The following is a 19154-nucleotide window of genomic DNA, read 5'->3' as shown; positions in this document are numbered from 1 at the left end:
GGCTGTCAGCGGTTTACCCTTTTTCGGAGAAACACTGATGAACATCACCCAACTGATCGGCTTCACCGGTTTACTCGCCGTCGCCTCGACAAGCTTTGCCCAAAGCAGTTATCCCGACGCGATCAAAGTGCCGGACGGCCACAAGATCGCGATGGAAACCACCGGGATCGGCGAGATCACCTACGAATGCCGGGACAAGGCCAATGCCGCCGGCCAGACCGAGTGGGTGTTCGTCGGCCCGAAAGCGGTGCTCAACGATCGCAGCGGCAAACAGGTCGGCACCTACTTCGGCCCACCCGCCACCTGGCAGGCCAAGGACGGTTCGAAAGTCACCGGCACGCAACTGGCCGTAGCGCCGTCGAGCCCGGGCAACCTGCCCTATCAACTGGTCAAGGCCAACCCCGCCGAAGGCAAAGGCGCGATGAGCGGCGTGAGCTACATCCAGCGCGTCGCGCTCAAGGGCGGCGTGGCACCGGGCAGCGAATGCACGGCGGCGAACAAGGGCAAACAGGAAGTGGTGAAGTACCAGGCCGACTACATTTTCTGGGCGGCGAACTGAGCCTGACTGGACGTTTGGCCGATGCTTGCTAGATTGCAGGACATGCCATTACCCGAAACCGCGTTCGATTACGAAGCCCGCCTCGCCGCCTGTGCCCGCGGCGAGCGCGGGGCCCTGCGCGAATTGTATGTGCAGGAAAGTCCGCGGCTGCTGGGTGTGGCCCGGCGTCTGGTGCGTGACACGGCGCTGGCCGAAGACATCGTTCACGACGCATTCATCAAGATCTGGGCTGGCGCGGCGGGTTTCGATCCGGCGCGCGGTTCGGCCCGGGGCTGGATGTTCAGCGTGACCCGGCATCTGGCGCTGAATGTGCTGCGCAATCACGACCGGGAAACGCCGCTGAACGACAGCAACGAATCACCCGCGAAAGATGACGACTTAGACGCACTGGCGCAATCGACCCGCATCCACCGCTGCCTGCATCAACTGGAACCGCAACGCCGCCGCTGCATCCTTCACGCCTACGTCGACGGTTACAGCCACGCGCAGATCGCCCAACGCCTCGACACGCCGCTGGGCACCGTCAAAGCCTGGATCAAGCGCAGCCTCAATGCGTTGCGGGAGTGCATGGGATGACCACCGAATCGGCGCAGGACCGCGATGAACTGGCCAGCGAATACGTGCTCGGCACGCTCTCGGCCGAAGCGCGCGCCGAAGTGCAGCGGCGCTTGCCCAACGAGCCCGAGCTGCAAGCGGCCGTGGATGCCTGGGAGCGGCGGCTGCTGGAGCTGACCGACCTCGCCCCGGCGCATCAGCCTTCGTCGCAGCTGTGGCAACGCATCGAGCGCAGTGTCGGGCAACTCATCCACAAGAGGGCGCCAGAGATTTCCTGGTGGAACCGTCTGTCGCTGTGGCGCGGTTTGAGCGCTGCCGGGCTGGCCGCGACCTTGTTGCTGGGTTCGATCCTGCTGACTCAAACCACACCGAAACCGAGCTATCTGGTGGTGCTGGTCGCCCCGCAGGACAAGGCGCCGGGCTGGGTGATCCAGGCCAGCAGTGCACGGGAGATTCAGTTGATTCCGCTGGGCGTGGTCGAAGTGCCGGCCGACAAGGCGCTGGAGTTCTGGACCAAGGCCGACGGCTGGCAGGGTCCGGTGTCGCTGGGGCTGGTCAAACCGGGCCAGGCGCTGTCGATCCCGCTGGACAAGCTGCCGCCGCTGCAACCGAATCAGTTGTTCGAGCTGACGCTGGAGGGCGCCAACGGTTCGCCGATCGGCAAACCCACCGGGCCGATCCAGGCAATTGGCCGCGCAGTGAAGGTGCTTTGACAAACCATCATCGGCGTCGATGTTCACCATCACGTCAATGAAGTTCTCTTAAAAAATCCCGGGCGTAACATCCGCTCCATACCAAACAAACAACACCCCCGGAGCACAAAATCATGAAACGCCAAGTCATCCTCAGCATTGCCCTTTCGGTTCTGGCCTTCAACGCATTTGCCGCCAAACCGGCCCACACCATGATCGCCGAAGGCGGTTCGGATCGTCTGATTGAACGTCGCGTTGCTGAAGGTGGTTCGGATCGTCTGATCGAACGCCGCGTTGCCGAAGGTGGCTCGGATCGTCTGATTGAACGCCGCGTCGCTGAAGGTGGTTCGGATCGTTTGATTGAACGCCGCGTTGCCGAAGGTGGATCGGATCGACTGATCGAACGCCGCGTTGCCGAAGGTGGTTCGGATCGTCTGATCGAACGCCGCGTTGCTGAAGGTGGTTCGGATCGTCTGATCGAACGTCGCGTTGCCTGAATGAATGGCTTGACCGCAACAACCCAGAAAAAACCCGGCTCCCGTCAGCCGGGTTTTTTTATACCCTTTTGATCGTCCTCAGCCTTTGGCCATGCAGCGCCGATAACGCTCGTCGACCCGTTTGGCAAACCACGCCGTGGTCAGTTTGCGGGTGATCTTCGGGCTCTGCAGCACGATGCCCGGCAGCACCGCACGGGGCAATGTCTTGCCTTCCGCACGCTCCGCCAGTTCGAAGATCCGTTGATACAGTTTGGTCTCCTCGAACGCCAGGCTATCGCCCTTCTCCAGTTGATCGCGGATCACCGGATTGCGCATGCCCAGGGATTTGCCGAGGGTGCGCACCGCCAGTTCAGTGCTGCCCGGCATGATCGCGCCCGGGCGGATCAGGTCGCCATCCAGCGCCAGGGGAATGCCCGACGCCCGGCTGACCGCGTTCTGAAACGCCGCATTGCGACTGGCGTACCAGCCGGCGTTGAAGTCGGCGAAGCGGTACAGCGGCTCGCGATAACTCACCGGATAACCCAGCAAATGGGCGATGCCGAAATACATCCCGCCGCGACGGCTGAACACCTCGCGGCGAATCGTGCCGTCCACCGGGTACGGGTAGTCCTTGGCGTGCTGCTCGGCGAATTCGATGCTGACCTGCATCGGCCCGCCGGTGTGCACCGGGTTGAAACCGCTGAACAGCGTACGACCCATCGGCACCGAGCCGATGAAATCATCGAAAATCGCGCTCAATTCCTTTTCGCTGCGGGCGGCGCTCAGGCGTTCGCTGTAGGTCTTGCCGTTCGGCGAGCGCACCTGCAAGGCACCGCTGACCAACAGGCTCGGGATATGAACCTTGGCGGCGCGGCGGTCGATTTCGTCACGGGCGATCTTGCCCAGGCCGGGCACCGGCGGATCGACCTGGAAAGTGGATTCCTGCTCGGCGACGGCCAGCACCGAACACAGATTCTGCGTGGTCGGGCTGATGCCCTGGGCGGCGAACGCGGCGTAGATGTCGGTGGCCCAGCCTTGGCGGTCGACGGTTTTGGCCGGCAGCAGGCGCACGATCTGTGCCTTGACCTCGGCGGGCGGGCGCGGCGCCGGTTCTTCGCTGCGTTGACCGGCGCAACCGGCCAGTACCAGCAACGCGGCGAGGCTGACGAATAATCGAGGGGTGTGCATAACGCTTCATCCAGTCCGTTGAGCCGGGTTAACCCTACGCTCAATCGCAGGGTGCAGGATAGGACTGCGGGCCGGCGGCGCTGTTCCATCGTCCCGTCTGGCAGGCCGACTGGCCGCCCTCGCCGTCTGATCCATACTTGCTGCTGCACACTCAGTGGCAAGCCTGGGGTCAGGACACGCGAGGAGGACAGACCATGAACCGCAGTGATGTTCTGATCATCGGCGCGGGCCCCACCGGGCTGGTGCTGGCCCTGTGGCTGAGCAAACTGGGCGTGCGCGTGCGCATCATCGACAAGACCTCTGCCCCCGGCACCACCTCGCGGGCGCTGGCGGTACAGGCGCGCACCCTTGAGCTGTACCGGCAACTGGACCTGGCCGATACGGTGGTGCGCAACGGTCATCGGGTGGCCGCGGCGAATTTCTGGGTCAAGGGCAAACCCGTGGCACAGCTGCCGTTGAACCGGATCGGCGAAGGCCTGACGCCCTATGCCTTTCTGGAGATGTACCCGCAGGACGAACACGAGCGGCTGTTGATCGACCGCCTCGAAGACTACGACGTGACCGTCGAGCGCAACACGACGCTGGAAAGTTTCACGGAAAACGGTGACGGCCTCACCGCACATTTGCGCCTGCCGGATGGCGAGCAGGAAATCTGTCAGGCCTGCTATCTGGCCGGGTGCGACGGCGCCCGTTCGGTCGTGCGCAAAACCCTCGACACCGGTTTTCCCGGCGGTACCTATCAGCAGATTTTCTATGTCGCGGATGTGCGGGCCAGCGGTCCGGCGCTCAATGGCGAGTTGCATCTGGATCTGGATGAAGCGGATTTTCTGGCGGTGTTCCCGCTGGCCGGCGAAGGCCGCGCGCGGTTGATTGGCACCGTGCGCGACGAGCGTGCGGAGCGTGCCGAAACCCTGGAATTTTCCGATGTCAGCATTCGCGCTATCGAACATCTGAACGTGCACATCGAGGACGTCAACTGGTTCTCCACCTACCGCGTGCATCACCGGGTGGCGGATCACTTTCGCAAGGGCCGGGCGTTTCTGCTCGGCGACGCGGCGCATGTGCACAGCCCGGCTGGCGGTCAGGGCATGAACACCGGCATCGGCGATGCGATCAATCTGGCGTGGAAACTCGCGGCGGTGCTCGGCGGCGCGGCCACGCCCACACTGCTCGACAGCTACGAAACCGAACGCATCGCCTTCGCCCGGCGACTGGTGTCGACCACCGACAAGGTCTTCAGCTTCGTCACCGCCGAAGGCCGCATGGCCGACCTGTTGCGCACACGGCTGGCGCCGTTCCTGATTCCGAAAATGGCCTCATTCGAGACCAGCCGCGAATTGCTGTTTCGCACGGTGTCGCAGATCACCCTCAACTATCGGGGCATGGCGTTGAGCGAAGGCGTGGCCGGGCACGTCCACGGCGGCGACCGCTTGCCGTGGGCCCATGATGGCGAGGGGGACAATTACGAGCCGTTGCGCCAGCCGTGCTGGCAGGTGCATGTGTACGGCGACACCAGCGACGAGATGATCGCCTGGTGCAATGAACATCACTTGCCGCTGCACGTGTTCGACTGGCGTCCGGCGTTTGAAACGGCGGGCCTGGGGCGCAACGGCTTTTACCTGCTGCGCCCGGATACCTACGTGGCGATTGCCGACAACAGCGCGGATCCGAAGGTGATCGAGCGGTACTTCCGTGATCACGGGATCCGGCCGTTTTTCAATTGCCCCTGACGGATCAGATCCCGGCCAGGGCCAGGTCCATCGCAAAGTAGGTGAAGATCAGATCCGCACCCGCGCGCTTGATTGCGCCGAGGCTTTCGCGCACCACGCGATCTTCGTCGATGGCCCCGGCCTGGGCGCCGAACTTGATCATCGCGTACTCGCCGCTGACCTGATACGCCGCCAGCGGCAGGTTCGAGGCTTCGCGGATGTCGCGGATGATGTCCAGGTACGCGCCGGCCGGTTTGACCATCAGCGCGTCGGCGCCTTCCTGCTCGTCGAGCAACGATTCGCGCAGGGCTTCGCGGCGGTTCATCGGGTTCATCTGATAGCTTTTGCGATCGCCCTTCAGCGCGCTGCCGCCGGCCTCGCGGAACGGGCCGTAGAGCGCCGAGGCGAATTTGGTCGAGTAGGCCATGATCGGAATCTGCGTGAAGCCGGCGTCGTCCAGCGCACGGCGAATCGCCCGTACCTGGCCGTCCATCGCTGCCGATGGCGCAATCACGTCGGCACCGGCACGCGCCGCCGCCACCGCTTGTTTGCCGAGGTTGATCAGGGTCTGGTCGTTGTCGACTTCATGGTTGTGCATCACGCCGCAGTGGCCGTGGTCGGTGTACTCGCAGAAGCAGGTGTCGGACATCACGATCATTTCCGGCACGGCGTCCTTGGCAATCCGCGACATGCGCGACACCAGGCCGTTTTCGCGCCAGGTGTCGCTGCCGTTGGCGTCCAGGTGATGAGACACGCCAAACGTCATCACCGACTTGATCCCGGCCCGGGCGTAACGCTCGATCTCGCCGGCCAGTTTGCGCTCGGGAATACGCATCACGCCGGGCATGCTCTTGATCGGCACGAAATCGTCGATCTCTTCTTCGACGAAGATCGGCAGCACCAGATCGTTGAGGGAAAACTCGGTTTCCTGGAACAGGCTGCGCAGGCTCGCATTGCGGCGCAGACGGCGTGGACGTGCTTCGGGGAACTGACTGGACATGGGGCCTTTCCTGAAAACAGCGGATGAGACGAAAGTCGTAGGGGGCGAAGCTTATGCCTTGCGGGGATCGGGGTACAAACCTGGATCAATCAACAGTGCGTTACCGGGCGCGCAATAATCGGCGCGCCCGATTCCCGCAGGGTCAGGAAGGGATGGTCAGGCCGCGCACCACCGCCGGCCGCGCCAGGAAGCGCTCCAGCACCCGGGTGACGTTCGGGAAGTTGTTGATGTCGACCAGATCGCCCGCCTCGTAGAAGCCGATCAGGTTGCGCACCCACGGGAACGTGGCGATGTCGGCGATGGTGTAGCGCTCGCCCATGATCCAGTCGCGCCCTTCCAGGCGGGTGTTGAGGACGCTGAGCAGGCGGCGGCTTTCTTCGACGTAGCGGTCACGGGGACGCTTGTCTTCGTAGTCCTTGCCGGCGAATTTGTTGAAGAAACCGAGCTGGCCGAACATCGGGCCGATACCGCCCATCTGGAACATCAGCCACTGAATGGTTTCGTAGCGCAGCGCGCCTTCCTGGGCCAGCAACTGGCCGCTCTTGTCGGCGAGGTAGATCAGGATCGCGCCGGATTCGAACAACGGCAGCGGTTTGTCCTCGGGGCCGTGAGGGTCGAGGATCGCCGGGATCTTGTTGTTCGGGTTCAGCGAGAGGAATTCCGGAGACATCTGGTCATTGGTGTCGAAGCCCACGCGGTGCGGCTCGTACGGCAGGCCGATCTCTTCGAGCATGATCGAGACCTTGACGCCGTTGGGGGTCGGCAGGGAATAGAGCTGAATCCAGTCAGGGTACTGCGCCGGCCATTTCTGGGTGATCGGGAACGCGGACAGATCAGTCATGTGTAGCATCCAGTCACAAAATGAAAGGCCTGAGCATAATCCACGAACAGCGCTCTGGCTCGGGTTCTTTACGCCCTCGCCCGCCGGCTTACTTAAATCCGCAACATCCTGTGATTAACCTTCCCTCCAACCGCACAGCCTCAACGGTAAAGTGCGGCGCACTCAAGCGGATCGAACCAAACGGGCCTCAGGGGGCTCCAAGCAAGCCATTGATGACAGGGAAAACACCCGGCGCGCGAGCCCCGGTGCAGAGGTTTGTCAGCCTTAACCGAACAGACTGAAGACGCCTTATCCCATGACGAACTTGATGAAAGTCGCCAACCGCTTCAAACATCGCGCCTATGTGGCCCTGCCCACCCTGCTGGCAGTCAGCGCGCTGTTCCTGTCGCTGGAATCCAGCGAAAGCCGTGCGCAACCGGTGGACGGCACCCAGACCCTGGTGTTCCTGCGCCATGCGGAGAAACCGGCCGGTGGTCTCGGCCAGCTCAACTGCCAGGGCCTGAACCGGGCCATCGACCTGTCGACCCTGCTGCCGGAAAAATTCGGCAAGGCCGACTACGTGTTCGCCGCCAATCCGACGCGCAATGTCGAGGAAGGCGAGCTGGACAACTCCTACAGCTATATCCGCCCGTTGATGACCATCAGCCCCGCCGCGATCAAGCTCGGCCTGCCGGTGAACATCGAGTTCTCGGCCAACGACACCAGTGACCTGGCCCGGGAGCTGATCGACGACAAGTACCACAACTCGACCATCTACACCGCGTGGTCCCATGGCTACCTGCCGGAGCTGATCAACAAGGTGGCGGACAAGGCGGTCGGCGGGAAGCAGAAGATCACCGAGGATTGGGAATCCAGCGATTACGACTCGCTGTATGTGCTGACCCTGACCTGGCACAACGGCAAGGCCAGCCTGCAGAGCCACAGCTACAAACAGGGACTGGATAACGGCCAGGAAAGCTGTCCGACCTGAGTTTGTCCGGGGCCCGCTCGGGTCCCGTCAGGCCTTGGGTTTGACCCGCTCACGCAGGTACTCGATAACGGCCTGCCGCTCCCCCGCAAACTCGATCCGCCCGCCCTTCTTCTCGCGCTGAAACACATACATCGGGTCGTAATACTCACGCAGCAAACCTTCGATCCACGCGCGATGCAACTCCACCGCCCCGCTGCGGCCCTGCTCTGCCAGCGCCTCTTCCATCAACACCCGCATCCGTCGATGCCGCTCGCCGCCCAAGCGCTTGTGCACGTTGTCGAGGCTTTCCAGCAAGCGCTCGCAAAACCGACCGAAACCTTCCTCCCCATGCACGGCCTGAAACTCGGCAGACAAATCCACCACGTAATCGCGCAGGATCCGCTCGACGCGCTGCTCGAAACGATCTTCGAGCCAGACCATCGGGTACTGCTGCATGCCCTGATACAACGGCAAGGGCAGCGCGCAGCTGCCGACCACCCGGCTCTCATCCTCCAGCACAAATTGATCGATGCCGGCCGCACGCTTTTTCAGGAAGTCGATGGCCAGCCGGTTCTCGAAATCGATGTTCGACGGCTGACCGGTGGCGCGCTTGCCGAAACTCGAGCCCCGGTGATTGGCATGGCCTTCCAGATCCACACTGTTGCGCAGTTGCACCAGCACTTCGGTCTTGCCGGTGCCGGTCATGCCGCCCAGCAGCACGAAATCACACTCGTCCATAGCCGATTCGAGGGTGTCGATCAGAAAACCTCGCAGCGCCTTGTAGCCACCGCCGATACGCGGGTAGTCGATGCCGGCTTCCGACTTCAGCCACTGCTGCACGATTTGCGAACGCAGGCCGCCACGAAAGCAATACAGATAACCCTCGGGATGCGCCCGGGCAAACGCCGCCCAAGCCTGGAGACGCTCGGCCTTCACCGCGCCGGACACCAATTGGTGACCCAGCTCAATGGCCGCCTGCTGCCCGTGATGCTTGTAGCAAGTGCCGACCCGCTGCCGCTCGATGTCGTTCATCAGCGGCAGATTGACCGCCCCGGGAAACGCGCCCTTGTGAAACTCGACCGGCGCACGGGCGTCCATCAGCGGGCGGTCGTTGAGGAAAATGTCGCGGTAGTCGGTGAAGTCGGCGGTCATCAATTCACCTCGACCGCGTGGCTCTGTCGCGCGATCAATTCACCGACCGGCTCAAGCGCGAGGCCGAGTTCGGCAGCGACGGCGAGAAATTCGGCATTGCCTTCGGGGGTCACGGCCACCAGCAGCCCGCCGCTGGTCTGCGGGTCGCACAGAACCCGTTTGTGCAATTCCTGCACTCGCCCGACGCGGCTCGAATAACTGTCGAAGTTGCGCAAGGTGCCGCCGGGCACGCAGCCCTGTTCGAGGTAGTACTCAATGCTCGAAAGCCGCGGCACCCGGTCATAAAAAACCCGCGCCGTCAGGTGACTGCCGTCGGCCATTTCCACCAGATGCCCGAGCAGGCCAAACCCGGTGACGTCGGTCATGGCGGTGACCCCGGCCAGTTTGCCGAAACGGCTGCCGGGCTTGTTCAGCGTACACATCCAGTCCCGGGCCACGCCGATGTCGTCGGGGCGCAGCTTGCCCTTCTTCTCGGCGGTGGTGAGGATGCCGATGCCCAACGGTTTGGTCAGGTACAGCAGGCAACCGGCGGTGGCGGTGTCGTTGCGTTTCATGAAGCGCTTTTCCACCAGCCCGGTGACAGCCAGACCGAAGATCGGCTCCGGCGCATCGATCGAATGCCCGCCTGCCAGCGGAATCCCCGCCGCATCGCACACAGCACGTCCGCCGCGGATCACGTCCCGCGCGACTTCCGGCGCCAGCACGTTTACCGGCCAGCCGAGGATCGCAATCGCCATCAACGGATCGCCGCCCATGGCGTAGATGTCGCTGATCGCGTTGGTGGCGGCGATCCGGCCGAAGTCGAACGGATCGTCGACGATCGGCATGAAGAAATCCGTGGTCGAGACCACCCCGCGCTCGGCATCGATTTCATACACCGCCGCATCATCGCGCGACGCGTTGCCGACCCACAGTTTCGGATCAAGGTTCTGCGCCCCGCTGCCGGCCAGAATCACCTCCAGCACCTTGGGCGAAATCTTGCAGCCACAACCGGCGCCGTGGCTGTATTGGGTCAGACGGATGGGCTCGGTCATGGGGGCAGTCTCCGGGAGGCAGTGGGGCAAATACTAGCAGAGGGGATGGGAAGCACGTTTCTGCCGCTCAATGCAATCGACCACCCTGCGTCTCTACTGCCCCCGGGACTACCGCTGCACCTCGGCAAAGATCTCGGTGATCGGTCGATGCGGCTGACGTTTTTGCAGTTGGCGGACTTGCTCACTGAGTCGCAGCAACTCTTCACTCGGTTTGGCCCATTGATCCTTCGGCAGCGGCTCCGACCATTGGCGCATGGCCTCGGGCAGTGCCTGTTTGCCGATTCTTTCGAGGCGGCGCACTTCCCATTCGACGAGGTGGTTGGGAATCGTCCACAAGGTCATGACGTGATAGAGGTACCAGAAGAAACCCGACAGCCGAGTACGTGAACCGTCGCGGATCTGCTGGTGCATGCGTGCGCGGGCGTTGCGGAAGGTGTGCAGGCCTTCGTGGGGTGGGTCGTCGGGGCCTTGCAGGTCTTGAAGGTCTTGAATCGATTTGAGGTCGTGGATTTCGTATTCCATGTAACCGCGAATGGCTTCCCAATGGCTGATCGCGAGGGGCAGGCCGGCGCATTGGAATTCGAGGCTAGTGAGGGTTTCGCCGTGGTAGAAGCCGATGCCCATGCCGTACTGGCGGTGGATGCCGTATTGGGTGGCGCCCTGGGCTTCGATGATCCAAGCGGAGAGGGATTCCCAGGGGACGAAGACCGGTTCGGTGGCGCCTTCGGGCATGAAGCAGACTTCACGGCGTTGGCGGTTGAAGCGGGTCGGGATGATTGAGGCGCGTTTTTTGTGGTTGTGGTGCCAGACGCCGAGGCCGATAAGTAGTCCCCAGAAAAGGGCAAGAAATGCTTTTCCATAGGCCTCGTGAAAAATCCCGTTTATGGCATGAGTTATGTCCTCCCATCCCATGCCAAATAAAAAAAACAGGAAGCCACCTATTAAGGGAAATAGAAAGGCGATCATGCATGCAACGCTGAAAGGGCCTCCAAGAGTCATTTGCCACATGAATACTTGCGGTGATCCCGACCCAAAATCCATGCAAACATCATTCAGCTCACCAATATGTGGACCATAAGGTGGAATCGGTGTTGGTAAGGGTAAAGGGGACAGATAGGTGATCTTACCGCCTGGAAACGGCTCGACATCCCCTGCTTTTCGAGGTGTGTCGACTTGCGGAATGACTATCGGCTCGACTTGATTACTCAGCATGAGCGGCCAGCTCCAGAAATTGGGTTTCAACAAGCAAAACCGGTGGTTTTTCTTTAATCAACGGCGGAGCAACCACTGCAAAATGCCCCTCTCGCCTAGGATCGATATGAATGACACGGGTGCGACATGTCCATTCACCTTTGTCGTTCAAGTTCTGAACAAAACGGCCAACTCCTGAGTTTCCTTCGCTGGCGTGAATTCGGCCCCCGTGCGCTGTTTGGGAAAACAATTCATGCACGGCGCTTACCCGTAGATGCCGTGCGCTGCACCTCGGCAAAAATCTCGGTGATCGGCCGATGCGGCTGGCGTTTTTGCATTTGGCGTACTTGCTCACTGAGTCGCAGCAACTCTTCACTCGGTTTGGCCCATTGATCCTTCGGCAGCGGCTCCGACCATTGGCGCATGGCCTCGGGCAGTGCCTGTTTGCCGATTCTTTCGAGGCGGCGCACTTCCCATTCGACGAGGTGGTTGGGAATCGTCCACAAGGTCATGACGTGATAGAGGTACCAAAAGAAGCCCGACAACCGAGTGCGTGAACCGTCGCGGATCTGCTGATGCATGCGTGCGCGGGCGTTGCGGAAGGTGTGCAGGCCTTCGTGGGGCGGGTCATCGGGGCCTTGCAGGTCTTGAAGGTCTTGAAGCGATTTGAGGTCGTGGATTTCGTATTCCATGTAGCCGCGAATGGCCTCCCAATGGCTGATCGCGAGGGGCAGGCCGGCGCATTGGAATTCGAGGCTGGTGAGGGTTTCGCCGTGGTAGAAGCCGATGCCCATGCCGTATTGGCGGTGGATGCCGTATTGGGTGGCGCCCTGGGCTTCGATGATCCAGGCGGAGAGGGATTCCCAGGGGACAAAGACCGGTTCGGTGGCGCCCTCGGGCATGAAGCAGACTTCTCGGCGTTGGCGGTTGAAGCGGGTCGGGATGATTGAGGCGCGTTTTTTGTGGTTGTGGTGCCAGACGCCGAGGGTGATGAGCAGCATGAATGGGCCAGTGAACGATATGTTCTCGCAGGCTACTTCAAAAATGCCAACCATCGAGTCCCAAATGGCTTCCTGTCCATACCCAAAAATAACTCCCAAAAACCCGGTAATCAGTGGGAATAGGAAAACTACTGTGAAAGACACGCTGAATGGTCCACCCAATACGACCTGCCAAGAAAAGACTTGGGGCGACCCCAACCCAAAGTCCATGTACACATCATTCAACTCACCGATATGTGGGCCGTAAGGTGGCATTAGTGTTGGTAATGGCAGCGGAGAGACATGAGTAATTTTTCCACTAGGAAACGGCTCTGTATCTCCTGCCTTTCTGGGTTGTTCAAGCTGCTGCACAGCTAATGGCTCGACGAGATTATTCGGCATGATCGGCCCGTTCCAAAAACTGGATTTCGACAAGCAAAATCGGTGGTTTCTCTTTGACGAGTTCAGGAGCAACCACTGAAAAATGACCATCACCGTGAGGATCAAGATGGATCACACGGGTTCGCGAAGTCCACTCGCCTTTGCCATTAGCGTTTTGAACGCAAACCGCCAGCTCCAAAGTTTCTTTTGCAGGAGTGAACCCAGAATCAGGATCCACCGGGTACTGCAGACAGAGCACCAGCCCTTCGGGCGATGACTTGACGATCCGCAAGCTGCTTAAAATCTCATCGCTGATCACTTTCTTGCGCTCTCGCGGCGCTCCTCGACTATGCAAGGGAATGGAGATACGGTGCGCGCCGATACCTAATCGATATTTCGATTTGCCTCCCAAAGGAGACAGGAGATCACTCAATGTCAGTCTTGGTAGCACCAAGTGGATATCGCTGGGTTTGGCTTTGAACAACAGGTTTTTCAGCCAGGAGTCGTACGGATTTGGGCCAAGTTGCGCATAAGGCGCGTGGATCAGAAAGGCCAGATAGCTTTGATAGTCATCCAGCGAATGGTCCCCGCGCATTTCGGAATCCCGGCTCCATGGCGTGATTTTCAGCCATTTGTCGTGAGCGCTGATGTTGTAGCGGTTGTATAGCCAAGTACCACTGAGTTCCAAAACGGTGAATAGCGCCCCCGCAAGATTGAAGCGGAAAAACACTGTTGATAGACGTGTACCGGCGGCGGCCCAGGCAGCAGTTTGTGCGGCCTTGTTCGGAGCGGTCAATACAGTGAAAGTGGCGTGGACAGTATGACTCAGTCCGTAAGCGTTAACCGTTACCATGCCGCCAGCACCTATTGTGGCTAGCGCGGCTGCAACTTGCGCCGATTGATTTCCACTGCGCACCGCCCCCTGCCAATTTTTTTCCTGGTTGTTAAAACTCATCGCTGATGACACCAAGCCAAAGCCATAAGTGAAGAAACCCAACCCAATATGTAGCATCCCCATCTGTACATTCACATTCAACAATGCATGGTGCTGAAGCCCTGCAACAAGCGCGGTTCCACGAGCTTTCATCGCCGTATCCGCAAGACTTTGCGCCGCAGTAAACCCGGCCGCTCCCGTCGCAGCCAAAGCAGCAAAAAAGTCCGCCCGCTTCTTCTTGTCTCGGGTCTGCTTCATCAACTCCCTATAAGCCCCCACCAAATTCACCACCTGCACCAAAACCACCACCAACCCCATCCCTTCCGTCTTCACCAGACTCCCCGCCGACACTCCGCCCAATCCCGCCCGAATATTCCCCAACAACCCGCGCAGTTCCTGCTGCTGCGCCGGCGGAAACACCACCGTCACCCCTGCTCTTGCAGGCGTCGCGCCGTACAACCGGGCCGAGCGGTCCTGCAGTTCTTCAATCGGGCTTAACGCTGCCGCCAATCGCCCTTCGATCTGCGTCAATTGTGCCCGCACCCGCATGATCTCTTCCTGCAGCTCCACCGCTCTCGCTGTTTTGTGGCCCTGACGATTCTTGTTGTGGGTGATCTGGTTGCGTTCGCGGTTGAGGGTCGTGAGGTATTCGCGTTCGCGCAGAACTTCCTTGATCACCGTTTGCAGCGCGGACTGCTCAGCCGGGCTGGCGACGGTGAAGGTCACGCCGCTGGTTTTTGCCGCGTCGAACAGGCGCAGGCGCAGTGCTTTGGGCAGGCGCTGGAACAGTTCATCGAGGTCGGGGATTTTTTCGGCCGAGAGGTCGAAGCCTTCCAGCACGCGGTTCAGGCCCAGGTTCAATGCCGGGCTGTAGGTGTCCTGCACGGCTGCCGCGACGACGCGGGTGTGTTCGGGCATCTCGTCGAGGGCCGGCAGTTGCGGTTGTTCGATCTTTTTCAGCCTGGCCAGCCAGTCCGGCAGGTTGTTGAACGTGGCCATAAGGGCGTTGAACAGCGTTGAGTATTGCCCGCTCTGCTCCGATTGCAGGCGCAGCGGCAAGGTGTAGAAGACGGTTCGGGTCAGTTCCGGGTGTTCCTCCAGATAACCGAGCATTTTTTCGCTGGCTTCGTCGCTGCGGCACAGGTCCTTGAGGCAGGCGTATTCGGCGCTGAGGGCCTGATGGAGTTGCGCCGCCACTTGCGCGTCGTAGTACCAGGCCGAACGATGGAAGCGTCCGGCGACCAGCAGTTGCGTGCGGTCGGCGGTGATGCGTTCGAGCAGGCGGTTCCAGCGACCGAGGTCGTCACGCAAGAGGTTCAGTCGCTCGTCCATCGCCGGGCGGTCGATCAGGTCGTTGATCCCGCGTTTACCGCTGAGTAGCGGGCCGTCGAGCACGTCTTTGATGCGCCGATCCTGATCCTTGCCGAGGCGGATCAGCGTCTCCAGATGCTGTTCGACAAAGTCCTGGGGAGCGACGGCTTCGAAGTACTGGCGCGTGTAAAAACGCCGATCCACCTCAGCCGTAGGGGCCAGACGATTCTGTCCCATGCCGTCATCAAAACCCTGAGCGCGCAGTTTTTGCAGTTCGGGCGGCGCCGGCGCATCGGCCTGGACATCCCCGCCCTTGTTCAAATAATCGAGCAACGCCTTGCGCGTATTCTCGCGATCCGGCTCGGGCAACTGTTCCAGATCGGCAAACAGGGCTTTGGCCTGCGGCTGTTCGCTGGTCTTGGCCAATCCGTCGACATCGGTCTCGCTCAGTTGGCTCAGCGACTCGATATAGCTGGCGAGCAGATAATCGCGCGCGTTGTTGCCGGTGTTGCTCCAGTCATCGACCCAGCCGACCACGGTGTCCTGATACTCGGCCAGATCGCGCATCACACCCAGATCGTCGTTGACCAGCAGAAACAGCGTGTCGTCCTGATAGGGCCCGCGCACCCGGCCGAGGAATTCGCCGATGTGCGCTGGGCGAAAACGCCGCGGTTGCTCCCACAGATAAGGTTCGCGTTCGTGCTCGGGAGCGTCGCTGACCTGCACGGTTGGCATCCGCGTCGCGTCAACCTCCGCGACAGGTTCCGCGCCGGCGGCCACCTCCGCCAACCACTGTCTGGTCTGCTCCACGGTGAGTAAATGCTCGCCACCGGTCAGACAATTCACCGCTGCAAGATCGACCGCCTGCATGAAGTGCTCGCGCTCTTCGCGGCTGTCCAGCACCTGATGGCACTTGCCCGCCGTCCACTGCACCTCGGCAAAGGTCACGTACAACGTACTTTGCCGGGGAAAGATCAGCGCCGGATGCGCTTCAATCGCTGCGCGCTGATCCTCGCTGACCTGTTTGCCCTGGTGCAGCAGGGCCGTGACGATACCGTCGAGCATTCGGTATTCGTACAACTCGCCGCTGAGGCTGTCGATGATGTACAGCCAGCCATCGCGCAGCCGGCGAATGCCCAGCGGGCGCACGGTCAAGGTGTACGGCAATTTCAATTCGGTGCCCGGATCGAACGCTCTTTCCACCAGGCCGTAGCTCAACGGCAGCAGTTGCACATGGGTTTGTTGCAGCGGGCAAGCCGCGGGCGCAACGATGGGGGCTTTCGAGGCGGCGGCAGCGTCGAGGATGGCGGGATGGGTCATGGGCGTTCCCTTTGACTGGCCCAACGCTGCGCCACATCAACGGCCAGCGTGAGGCGCTCGCCCGGTGATTGCAGAGAAGGCGTGTGGAACAAGTGGTGGATTTGCGGGTGTTGGGCGATATCGCGGCTGTCGAGCAACGCCAGCAGGTTGGCGAAGTTGAACAACTCGGATCGGCTGCTCAGGCCAAGCGCGCTGGCCTGGGCTTCCATTTGCTGCAGCGTTGGCCAGCGCTGGGTCAGGGTTTCTCCGACATGAAATCGGGAAAAGTGCTTCAACAGATGCGCATCCAGATCCAGCAACGCTCGGCGCCGATCCACCTGATCCAGCGCCGCGTTCTGTTCCGGGTTCAGACAATAAGGGACAGGCAGCTCCGGACACTCGGCCTGCCGAGGCCGATGGACGTGCCAGGCATCGTTGACGCAGTCCGCCGTTGCCACACAGGTCAAGGGCCCGAACAGACGCTGATCGCCACTGGCATACAGCGCATGCACCACCCCGGCATCGGCCAGCCGCAACAACGCCGATTGCCCGGCCGGCAATTCGACGCTCAGCAGTTTGCGCAGGTGTTCACCAACGCTGTGCATCGGCGCGCAGCTGAACAACAGCACGCCCCACTCTTGCGCTGCGTGTTGCAGGAAGAACCGTGCCAATGGCTCGTCAGCCCGCTGGATGGCCACGAGCAACGGCGACAGATCGCGCAGTGCCGCGAAGGGTGGCTGGTCATACAGAGCCAATGTGCTGACCGAAGGGTTAATCTGCTTCAACCGCGTTGGCAGATCACTGATCGTCGCCCCATCCAGCAGCAAAAAGGCCTGGTGTCGGGTCCATGGCAAATCGTCGGGCAGACCGGTCGAAAGGCTCACGCGCGGGCAGCCTCGCAGATCAGACAACGCGAAGCGCGCGTAGACACCAGGGCGTGGCGTTGCTGAACCGGATCAAAAGCCACTTTCAACAACGGCAACGCCCCCGGCACCAACGGTTGCGCCGCCATTCCGAGCGCAGGCGCGCCGCCCTGAAGAATCGGCACACTGCTGCAAATGCCTTCAGGCCCCAGCGTCAACCAATGCCCGCCGGCCTTGATCGTCACATGGGTGCCGCCGTCAATGACCACTTGCTGACCGGCCCCGAGGTGGATTTGCTGACCGGCACTGAGCCGTTGGCTGGCAACCCGAATGTGGCGGTCGCCATGCACCCACAGGTGATCTTCCTGTTTGAGTTCGGTCAGGCGATTGCCGTGGGTCAGATGGTGTTCGTCGCTGTGCAGCTCATGACTGGCAATGCCGCCAACGACCACGGTGCGTTGATTGTCGACCTGGACTCGCTGGTCATTGAGCACAAGCTGGACAAGGTCACGTTGCGCGCGGATGGCGATCTCTTCGGCGCCTTTTTTGTCCTCGATGCGCAACTCGTTGTAACCACCACCACCGGGGCTGCTCTGGCTGCGCCAGATACTGCGCGTCTGCTCCGCTGGCAGATCCAGCGGCACTGGCGCCACGGCGTTGGGCAGGCAACCCAGCACGAACGGCTTGTCCGGATCCCCCTCGGTGAACCCGACCAGCACTTCCATGCCGACGCGCGGAATCTGCACGCTGCCGTATTGGTCATGAGCCCAGCCTGTGGCTACGCGCAACCAGCAACTGGATTGTTCATTGAGCTGGCCTTCGCGGTCCCACAGCAGTTGGACTTTCACCCGGCCGTAGGCATCGCAGTAAATCTCTTCGCCGGGCGGCCCGGTCACCACGGCATGTTGGTTGCCGTTGATTCGGGGTTTACGGTGTTCGAGGGCGGGGCGAAAAATGACGTCCCAGGGCGTCGCGACGAAGTGGTTGCGATAGCCCTGAGTGAAGCCGTCTGCGGTAGCAAGATCGGTCGCCGACTCTTCCAGCACTTGCGGCTGTCGGCCAACGTGATCGACACGGGTCAGCAGCCATAAACCGTTGTAATCGGCGCGCGGATGTTCCCTGATGTCGACGAAGCTGCCACTGCGCATCAGGCTCTGATCGCTGCGCCCCTGTGCTTGCCGGTAATCGGCGCGATGCCGCTCAAGGGCGCGTTGACTGAGATGTCTACCCTGATCGCGATGAGTGAACTGACCGGGAAAGCGGTAATCCTCAAGCACTGGAAGCCGCATTTCTTTGGCTTCGGCGTCCAGTTGCACGGTGGGCTTTTCGAAGTGGTAATCACGGCGACTGACGTGCGTGGTGCGGGTTTCCACGCGGACGTTAAAGCGGTCTATGACCGCAGTTTCGGCAACCATGCCGCTGCCTTGTGCATAAGCCGTCGGTGCAGCCGGCGTGGGGAAAGCGCTCTGATCATCACCGAATACCAGCAGGTGCCCGTCGCGACTGTGCTGAAAATGAAAGTGCAGTCCCTCCTCCTCACACAAGCGCTGGATGAAGAACAAGTCCGTCTCTTCAAATTGCACGCAATACAGACGAGGCTGGTAATCGGCGCTGAGCTGGAAACGCCAGGCATCCGGCTGCATGCCGTGGTCGCTCAACACGCGAGCGATGATTTGCGGCACGCTCTGATGCTGGAAAATTCGTTGGTTATGACGATGGGCGAGGTAGGCCAGATGGGGCACCAGAACAATCTGGTAGCGGGTCAAGCGTGTGCCCGAATCACCTTGCGCGACTCGATGGATCTGGCCGTGAATGCCAGAGCCGTCCGGGCAGAATGACAAAAAGGCTGGCCGGTGCAGCAGGGCTTCGAGATCAAGGTCGCGGCGTTCACTGACCAGCTCAAGTTCGACCTGGTAGGTTTGGTTGAGCGCTTCCCGGGCCCGGAATTCGAACACCTGAAGGTCGTGGGGAAAACCCTTTATATCGAGTCTGAATACAACGGGTTTGCTGGCGCCAAACATCCACTTTTTCCTGTGCCTT

17 protein-coding genes are annotated in these 19154 nt (G+C 61.1%); 6 read left to right on the top strand and 11 right to left on the bottom strand.

Translation table 11 applies throughout. From position 1 onward, the window contains the following. Positions 1 to 37: 37 nt before the first annotated feature. The 4 genes from ACM6JM_RS24925 to ACM6JM_RS24910 all read left to right on the top strand — a co-directional run bounded on the left by ACM6JM_RS24925 (position 38) and on the right by ACM6JM_RS24910 (position 2303). Complete coding sequence (locus tag ACM6JM_RS24925; RefSeq protein WP_085667483.1) at positions 38 to 559, top strand: DUF3455 domain-containing protein; 522 nt, start codon at positions 38 to 40, stop codon at positions 557 to 559. A gap of 42 nt (positions 560 to 601) precedes the next feature. After that, complete coding sequence (locus ACM6JM_RS24920) at positions 602 to 1135, top strand: sigma-70 family RNA polymerase sigma factor (RefSeq protein ID WP_414882690.1); 534 nt, start codon at positions 602 to 604, stop codon at positions 1133 to 1135. Beyond that, positions 1132 to 1827 (top strand): anti-sigma factor domain-containing protein, encoded by a 696-nt coding sequence (locus ACM6JM_RS24915; RefSeq protein ID WP_414882689.1) that lies wholly within the window; start codon positions 1132 to 1134, stop codon positions 1825 to 1827. Before ACM6JM_RS24920 ends, ACM6JM_RS24915 begins: the two co-directional genes overlap by 4 nt. 113 nt (positions 1828 to 1940) lie before the next feature. Then, the gene (locus ACM6JM_RS24910; RefSeq protein WP_039770223.1) at positions 1941 to 2303 is read left to right on the top strand and encodes a hypothetical protein; all 363 of its coding nucleotides are present in this window, start codon (positions 1941 to 1943) and stop codon (positions 2301 to 2303) included. Between the two features lie 78 nt (positions 2304 to 2381). Here ACM6JM_RS24910 and ACM6JM_RS24905 read toward each other — a convergent pair whose 3' ends face one another. Then, positions 2382 to 3470, bottom strand: coding sequence for a DUF1615 domain-containing protein (locus tag ACM6JM_RS24905; protein ID WP_414882688.1), 1089 nt, complete (start codon positions 3468 to 3470; stop codon positions 2382 to 2384). 194 nt (positions 3471 to 3664) lie between these two features. On the opposite strand from ACM6JM_RS24905, the gene ACM6JM_RS24900 reads away from it, so the two are divergent. Next, complete coding sequence (locus ACM6JM_RS24900) at positions 3665 to 5200, top strand: FAD-dependent oxidoreductase (RefSeq protein WP_414882687.1); 1536 nt, start codon at positions 3665 to 3667, stop codon at positions 5198 to 5200. A 4-nt stretch (positions 5201 to 5204) separates the two neighbouring features. Here ACM6JM_RS24900 and hemB read toward each other — a convergent pair whose 3' ends face one another. Together hemB and ACM6JM_RS24890 are read right to left on the bottom strand one after the other, a co-directional pair. Continuing rightward, complete coding sequence (gene hemB / locus ACM6JM_RS24895; RefSeq protein WP_085648205.1) at positions 5205 to 6179, bottom strand: porphobilinogen synthase; 975 nt, start codon at positions 6177 to 6179, stop codon at positions 5205 to 5207. A gap of 142 nt (positions 6180 to 6321) precedes the next feature. Then, positions 6322 to 7020 (bottom strand): glutathione S-transferase family protein, encoded by a 699-nt coding sequence (locus ACM6JM_RS24890; RefSeq protein ID WP_414882686.1) that lies wholly within the window; start codon positions 7018 to 7020, stop codon positions 6322 to 6324. 295 nt (positions 7021 to 7315) lie between these two features. Here ACM6JM_RS24890 and ACM6JM_RS24885 point away from each other — a divergent pair, with 295 nt between their 5' ends. Further along, positions 7316 to 7990, top strand: coding sequence for a hypothetical protein (locus tag ACM6JM_RS24885; RefSeq protein WP_039770232.1), 675 nt, complete (start codon positions 7316 to 7318; stop codon positions 7988 to 7990). A 27-nt stretch (positions 7991 to 8017) separates the two neighbouring features. Here ACM6JM_RS24885 and mnmH read toward each other — a convergent pair whose 3' ends face one another. The 8 genes from mnmH to ACM6JM_RS24845 form a co-directional block, all read right to left on the bottom strand. Next, positions 8018 to 9121 (bottom strand): tRNA 2-selenouridine(34) synthase MnmH, encoded by a 1104-nt coding sequence (gene mnmH, locus ACM6JM_RS24880; RefSeq protein ID WP_414882685.1) that lies wholly within the window; start codon positions 9119 to 9121, stop codon positions 8018 to 8020. Continuing rightward, a complete protein-coding gene (gene selD / locus ACM6JM_RS24875) occupies positions 9121 to 10155 on the bottom strand; it encodes a selenide, water dikinase SelD (RefSeq protein ID WP_039770236.1) in 1035 nt (344 codons plus the stop codon). The genes mnmH and selD overlap by 1 nt, the downstream gene beginning before the upstream one ends. Before the next feature lie 108 nt (positions 10156 to 10263). Further along, on the bottom strand, positions 10264 to 11367 hold the full coding sequence (locus ACM6JM_RS24870) for a hypothetical protein (RefSeq protein ID WP_414882684.1): 1104 nt from the start codon (positions 11365 to 11367) through the stop codon (positions 10264 to 10266). Then, positions 11357 to 11605, bottom strand: coding sequence for a hypothetical protein (locus ACM6JM_RS24865; protein WP_414882683.1), 249 nt, complete (start codon positions 11603 to 11605; stop codon positions 11357 to 11359). Before ACM6JM_RS24865 ends, ACM6JM_RS24870 begins: the two co-directional genes overlap by 11 nt. Continuing rightward, the gene (locus tag ACM6JM_RS24860) at positions 11598 to 12728 is read right to left on the bottom strand and encodes a hypothetical protein (RefSeq protein ID WP_414882682.1); all 1131 of its coding nucleotides are present in this window, start codon (positions 12726 to 12728) and stop codon (positions 11598 to 11600) included. The genes ACM6JM_RS24865 and ACM6JM_RS24860 overlap by 8 nt, the downstream gene beginning before the upstream one ends. After that, positions 12718 to 16185, bottom strand: a complete 3468-nt coding sequence (locus ACM6JM_RS24855; protein WP_414882681.1) for a toxin VasX — start codon at positions 16183 to 16185, stop codon at positions 12718 to 12720. Before ACM6JM_RS24855 ends, ACM6JM_RS24860 begins: the two co-directional genes overlap by 11 nt. Positions 16186 to 16268: 83 nt before the next feature. Continuing rightward, complete coding sequence (locus ACM6JM_RS24850) at positions 16269 to 17135, bottom strand: DUF4123 domain-containing protein (RefSeq protein ID WP_414882680.1); 867 nt, start codon at positions 17133 to 17135, stop codon at positions 16269 to 16271. Next, positions 17132 to 19135, bottom strand: a complete 2004-nt coding sequence (locus ACM6JM_RS24845; RefSeq protein ID WP_414882679.1) for a type VI secretion system tip protein VgrG — start codon at positions 19133 to 19135, stop codon at positions 17132 to 17134. The genes ACM6JM_RS24850 and ACM6JM_RS24845 overlap by 4 nt, the downstream gene beginning before the upstream one ends. Positions 19136 to 19154: the final 19 nt, after the last annotated feature.

This window comes from Pseudomonas sp. IT-P2, assembly GCF_949767575.1.
Taxonomy (GTDB): Bacteria; Pseudomonadota; Gammaproteobacteria; order Pseudomonadales; family Pseudomonadaceae; genus Aquipseudomonas; species Aquipseudomonas pharyngis.
This window is presented reverse-complemented; position numbering and strand designations above follow the sequence as displayed.

Bases quoted from the DNA above. Each gene is read 5' to 3' on its own strand.
- ACM6JM_RS24925 (WP_085667483.1), top strand. From the start codon at position 38: ATGAACATCACCCAACTGATCGGCTTCACCGGTTTACTCGCCGTCGCC.
- ACM6JM_RS24920 (WP_414882690.1), top strand. From the start codon at position 602: ATGCCATTACCCGAAACCGCGTTCGATTACGAAGCCCGCCTCGCCGCC.
- ACM6JM_RS24915 (WP_414882689.1), top strand. From the start codon at position 1,132: ATGACCACCGAATCGGCGCAGGACCGCGATGAACTGGCCAGCGAATAC.
- ACM6JM_RS24910 (WP_039770223.1), top strand. From the start codon at position 1,941: ATGAAACGCCAAGTCATCCTCAGCATTGCCCTTTCGGTTCTGGCCTTC.
- ACM6JM_RS24905 (WP_414882688.1), bottom strand. From the start codon at position 3,470: ATGCACACCCCTCGATTATTCGTCAGCCTCGCCGCGTTGCTGGTACTG.
- ACM6JM_RS24900 (WP_414882687.1), top strand. From the start codon at position 3,665: ATGAACCGCAGTGATGTTCTGATCATCGGCGCGGGCCCCACCGGGCTG.
- hemB (WP_085648205.1), bottom strand. From the start codon at position 6,179: ATGTCCAGTCAGTTCCCCGAAGCACGTCCACGCCGTCTGCGCCGCAAT.
- ACM6JM_RS24890 (WP_414882686.1), bottom strand. From the start codon at position 7,020: ATGACTGATCTGTCCGCGTTCCCGATCACCCAGAAATGGCCGGCGCAG.
- ACM6JM_RS24885 (WP_039770232.1), top strand. From the start codon at position 7,316: ATGACGAACTTGATGAAAGTCGCCAACCGCTTCAAACATCGCGCCTAT.
- mnmH (WP_414882685.1), bottom strand. From the start codon at position 9,121: ATGACCGCCGACTTCACCGACTACCGCGACATTTTCCTCAACGACCGC.
- selD (WP_039770236.1), bottom strand. From the start codon at position 10,155: ATGACCGAGCCCATCCGTCTGACCCAATACAGCCACGGCGCCGGTTGT.
- ACM6JM_RS24870 (WP_414882684.1), bottom strand. From the start codon at position 11,367: ATGCTGAGTAATCAAGTCGAGCCGATAGTCATTCCGCAAGTCGACACA.
- ACM6JM_RS24860 (WP_414882682.1), bottom strand. From the start codon at position 12,728: ATGCCGAATAATCTCGTCGAGCCATTAGCTGTGCAGCAGCTTGAACAA.
- ACM6JM_RS24845 (WP_414882679.1), bottom strand. From the start codon at position 19,135: ATGTTTGGCGCCAGCAAACCCGTTGTATTCAGACTCGATATAAAGGGT.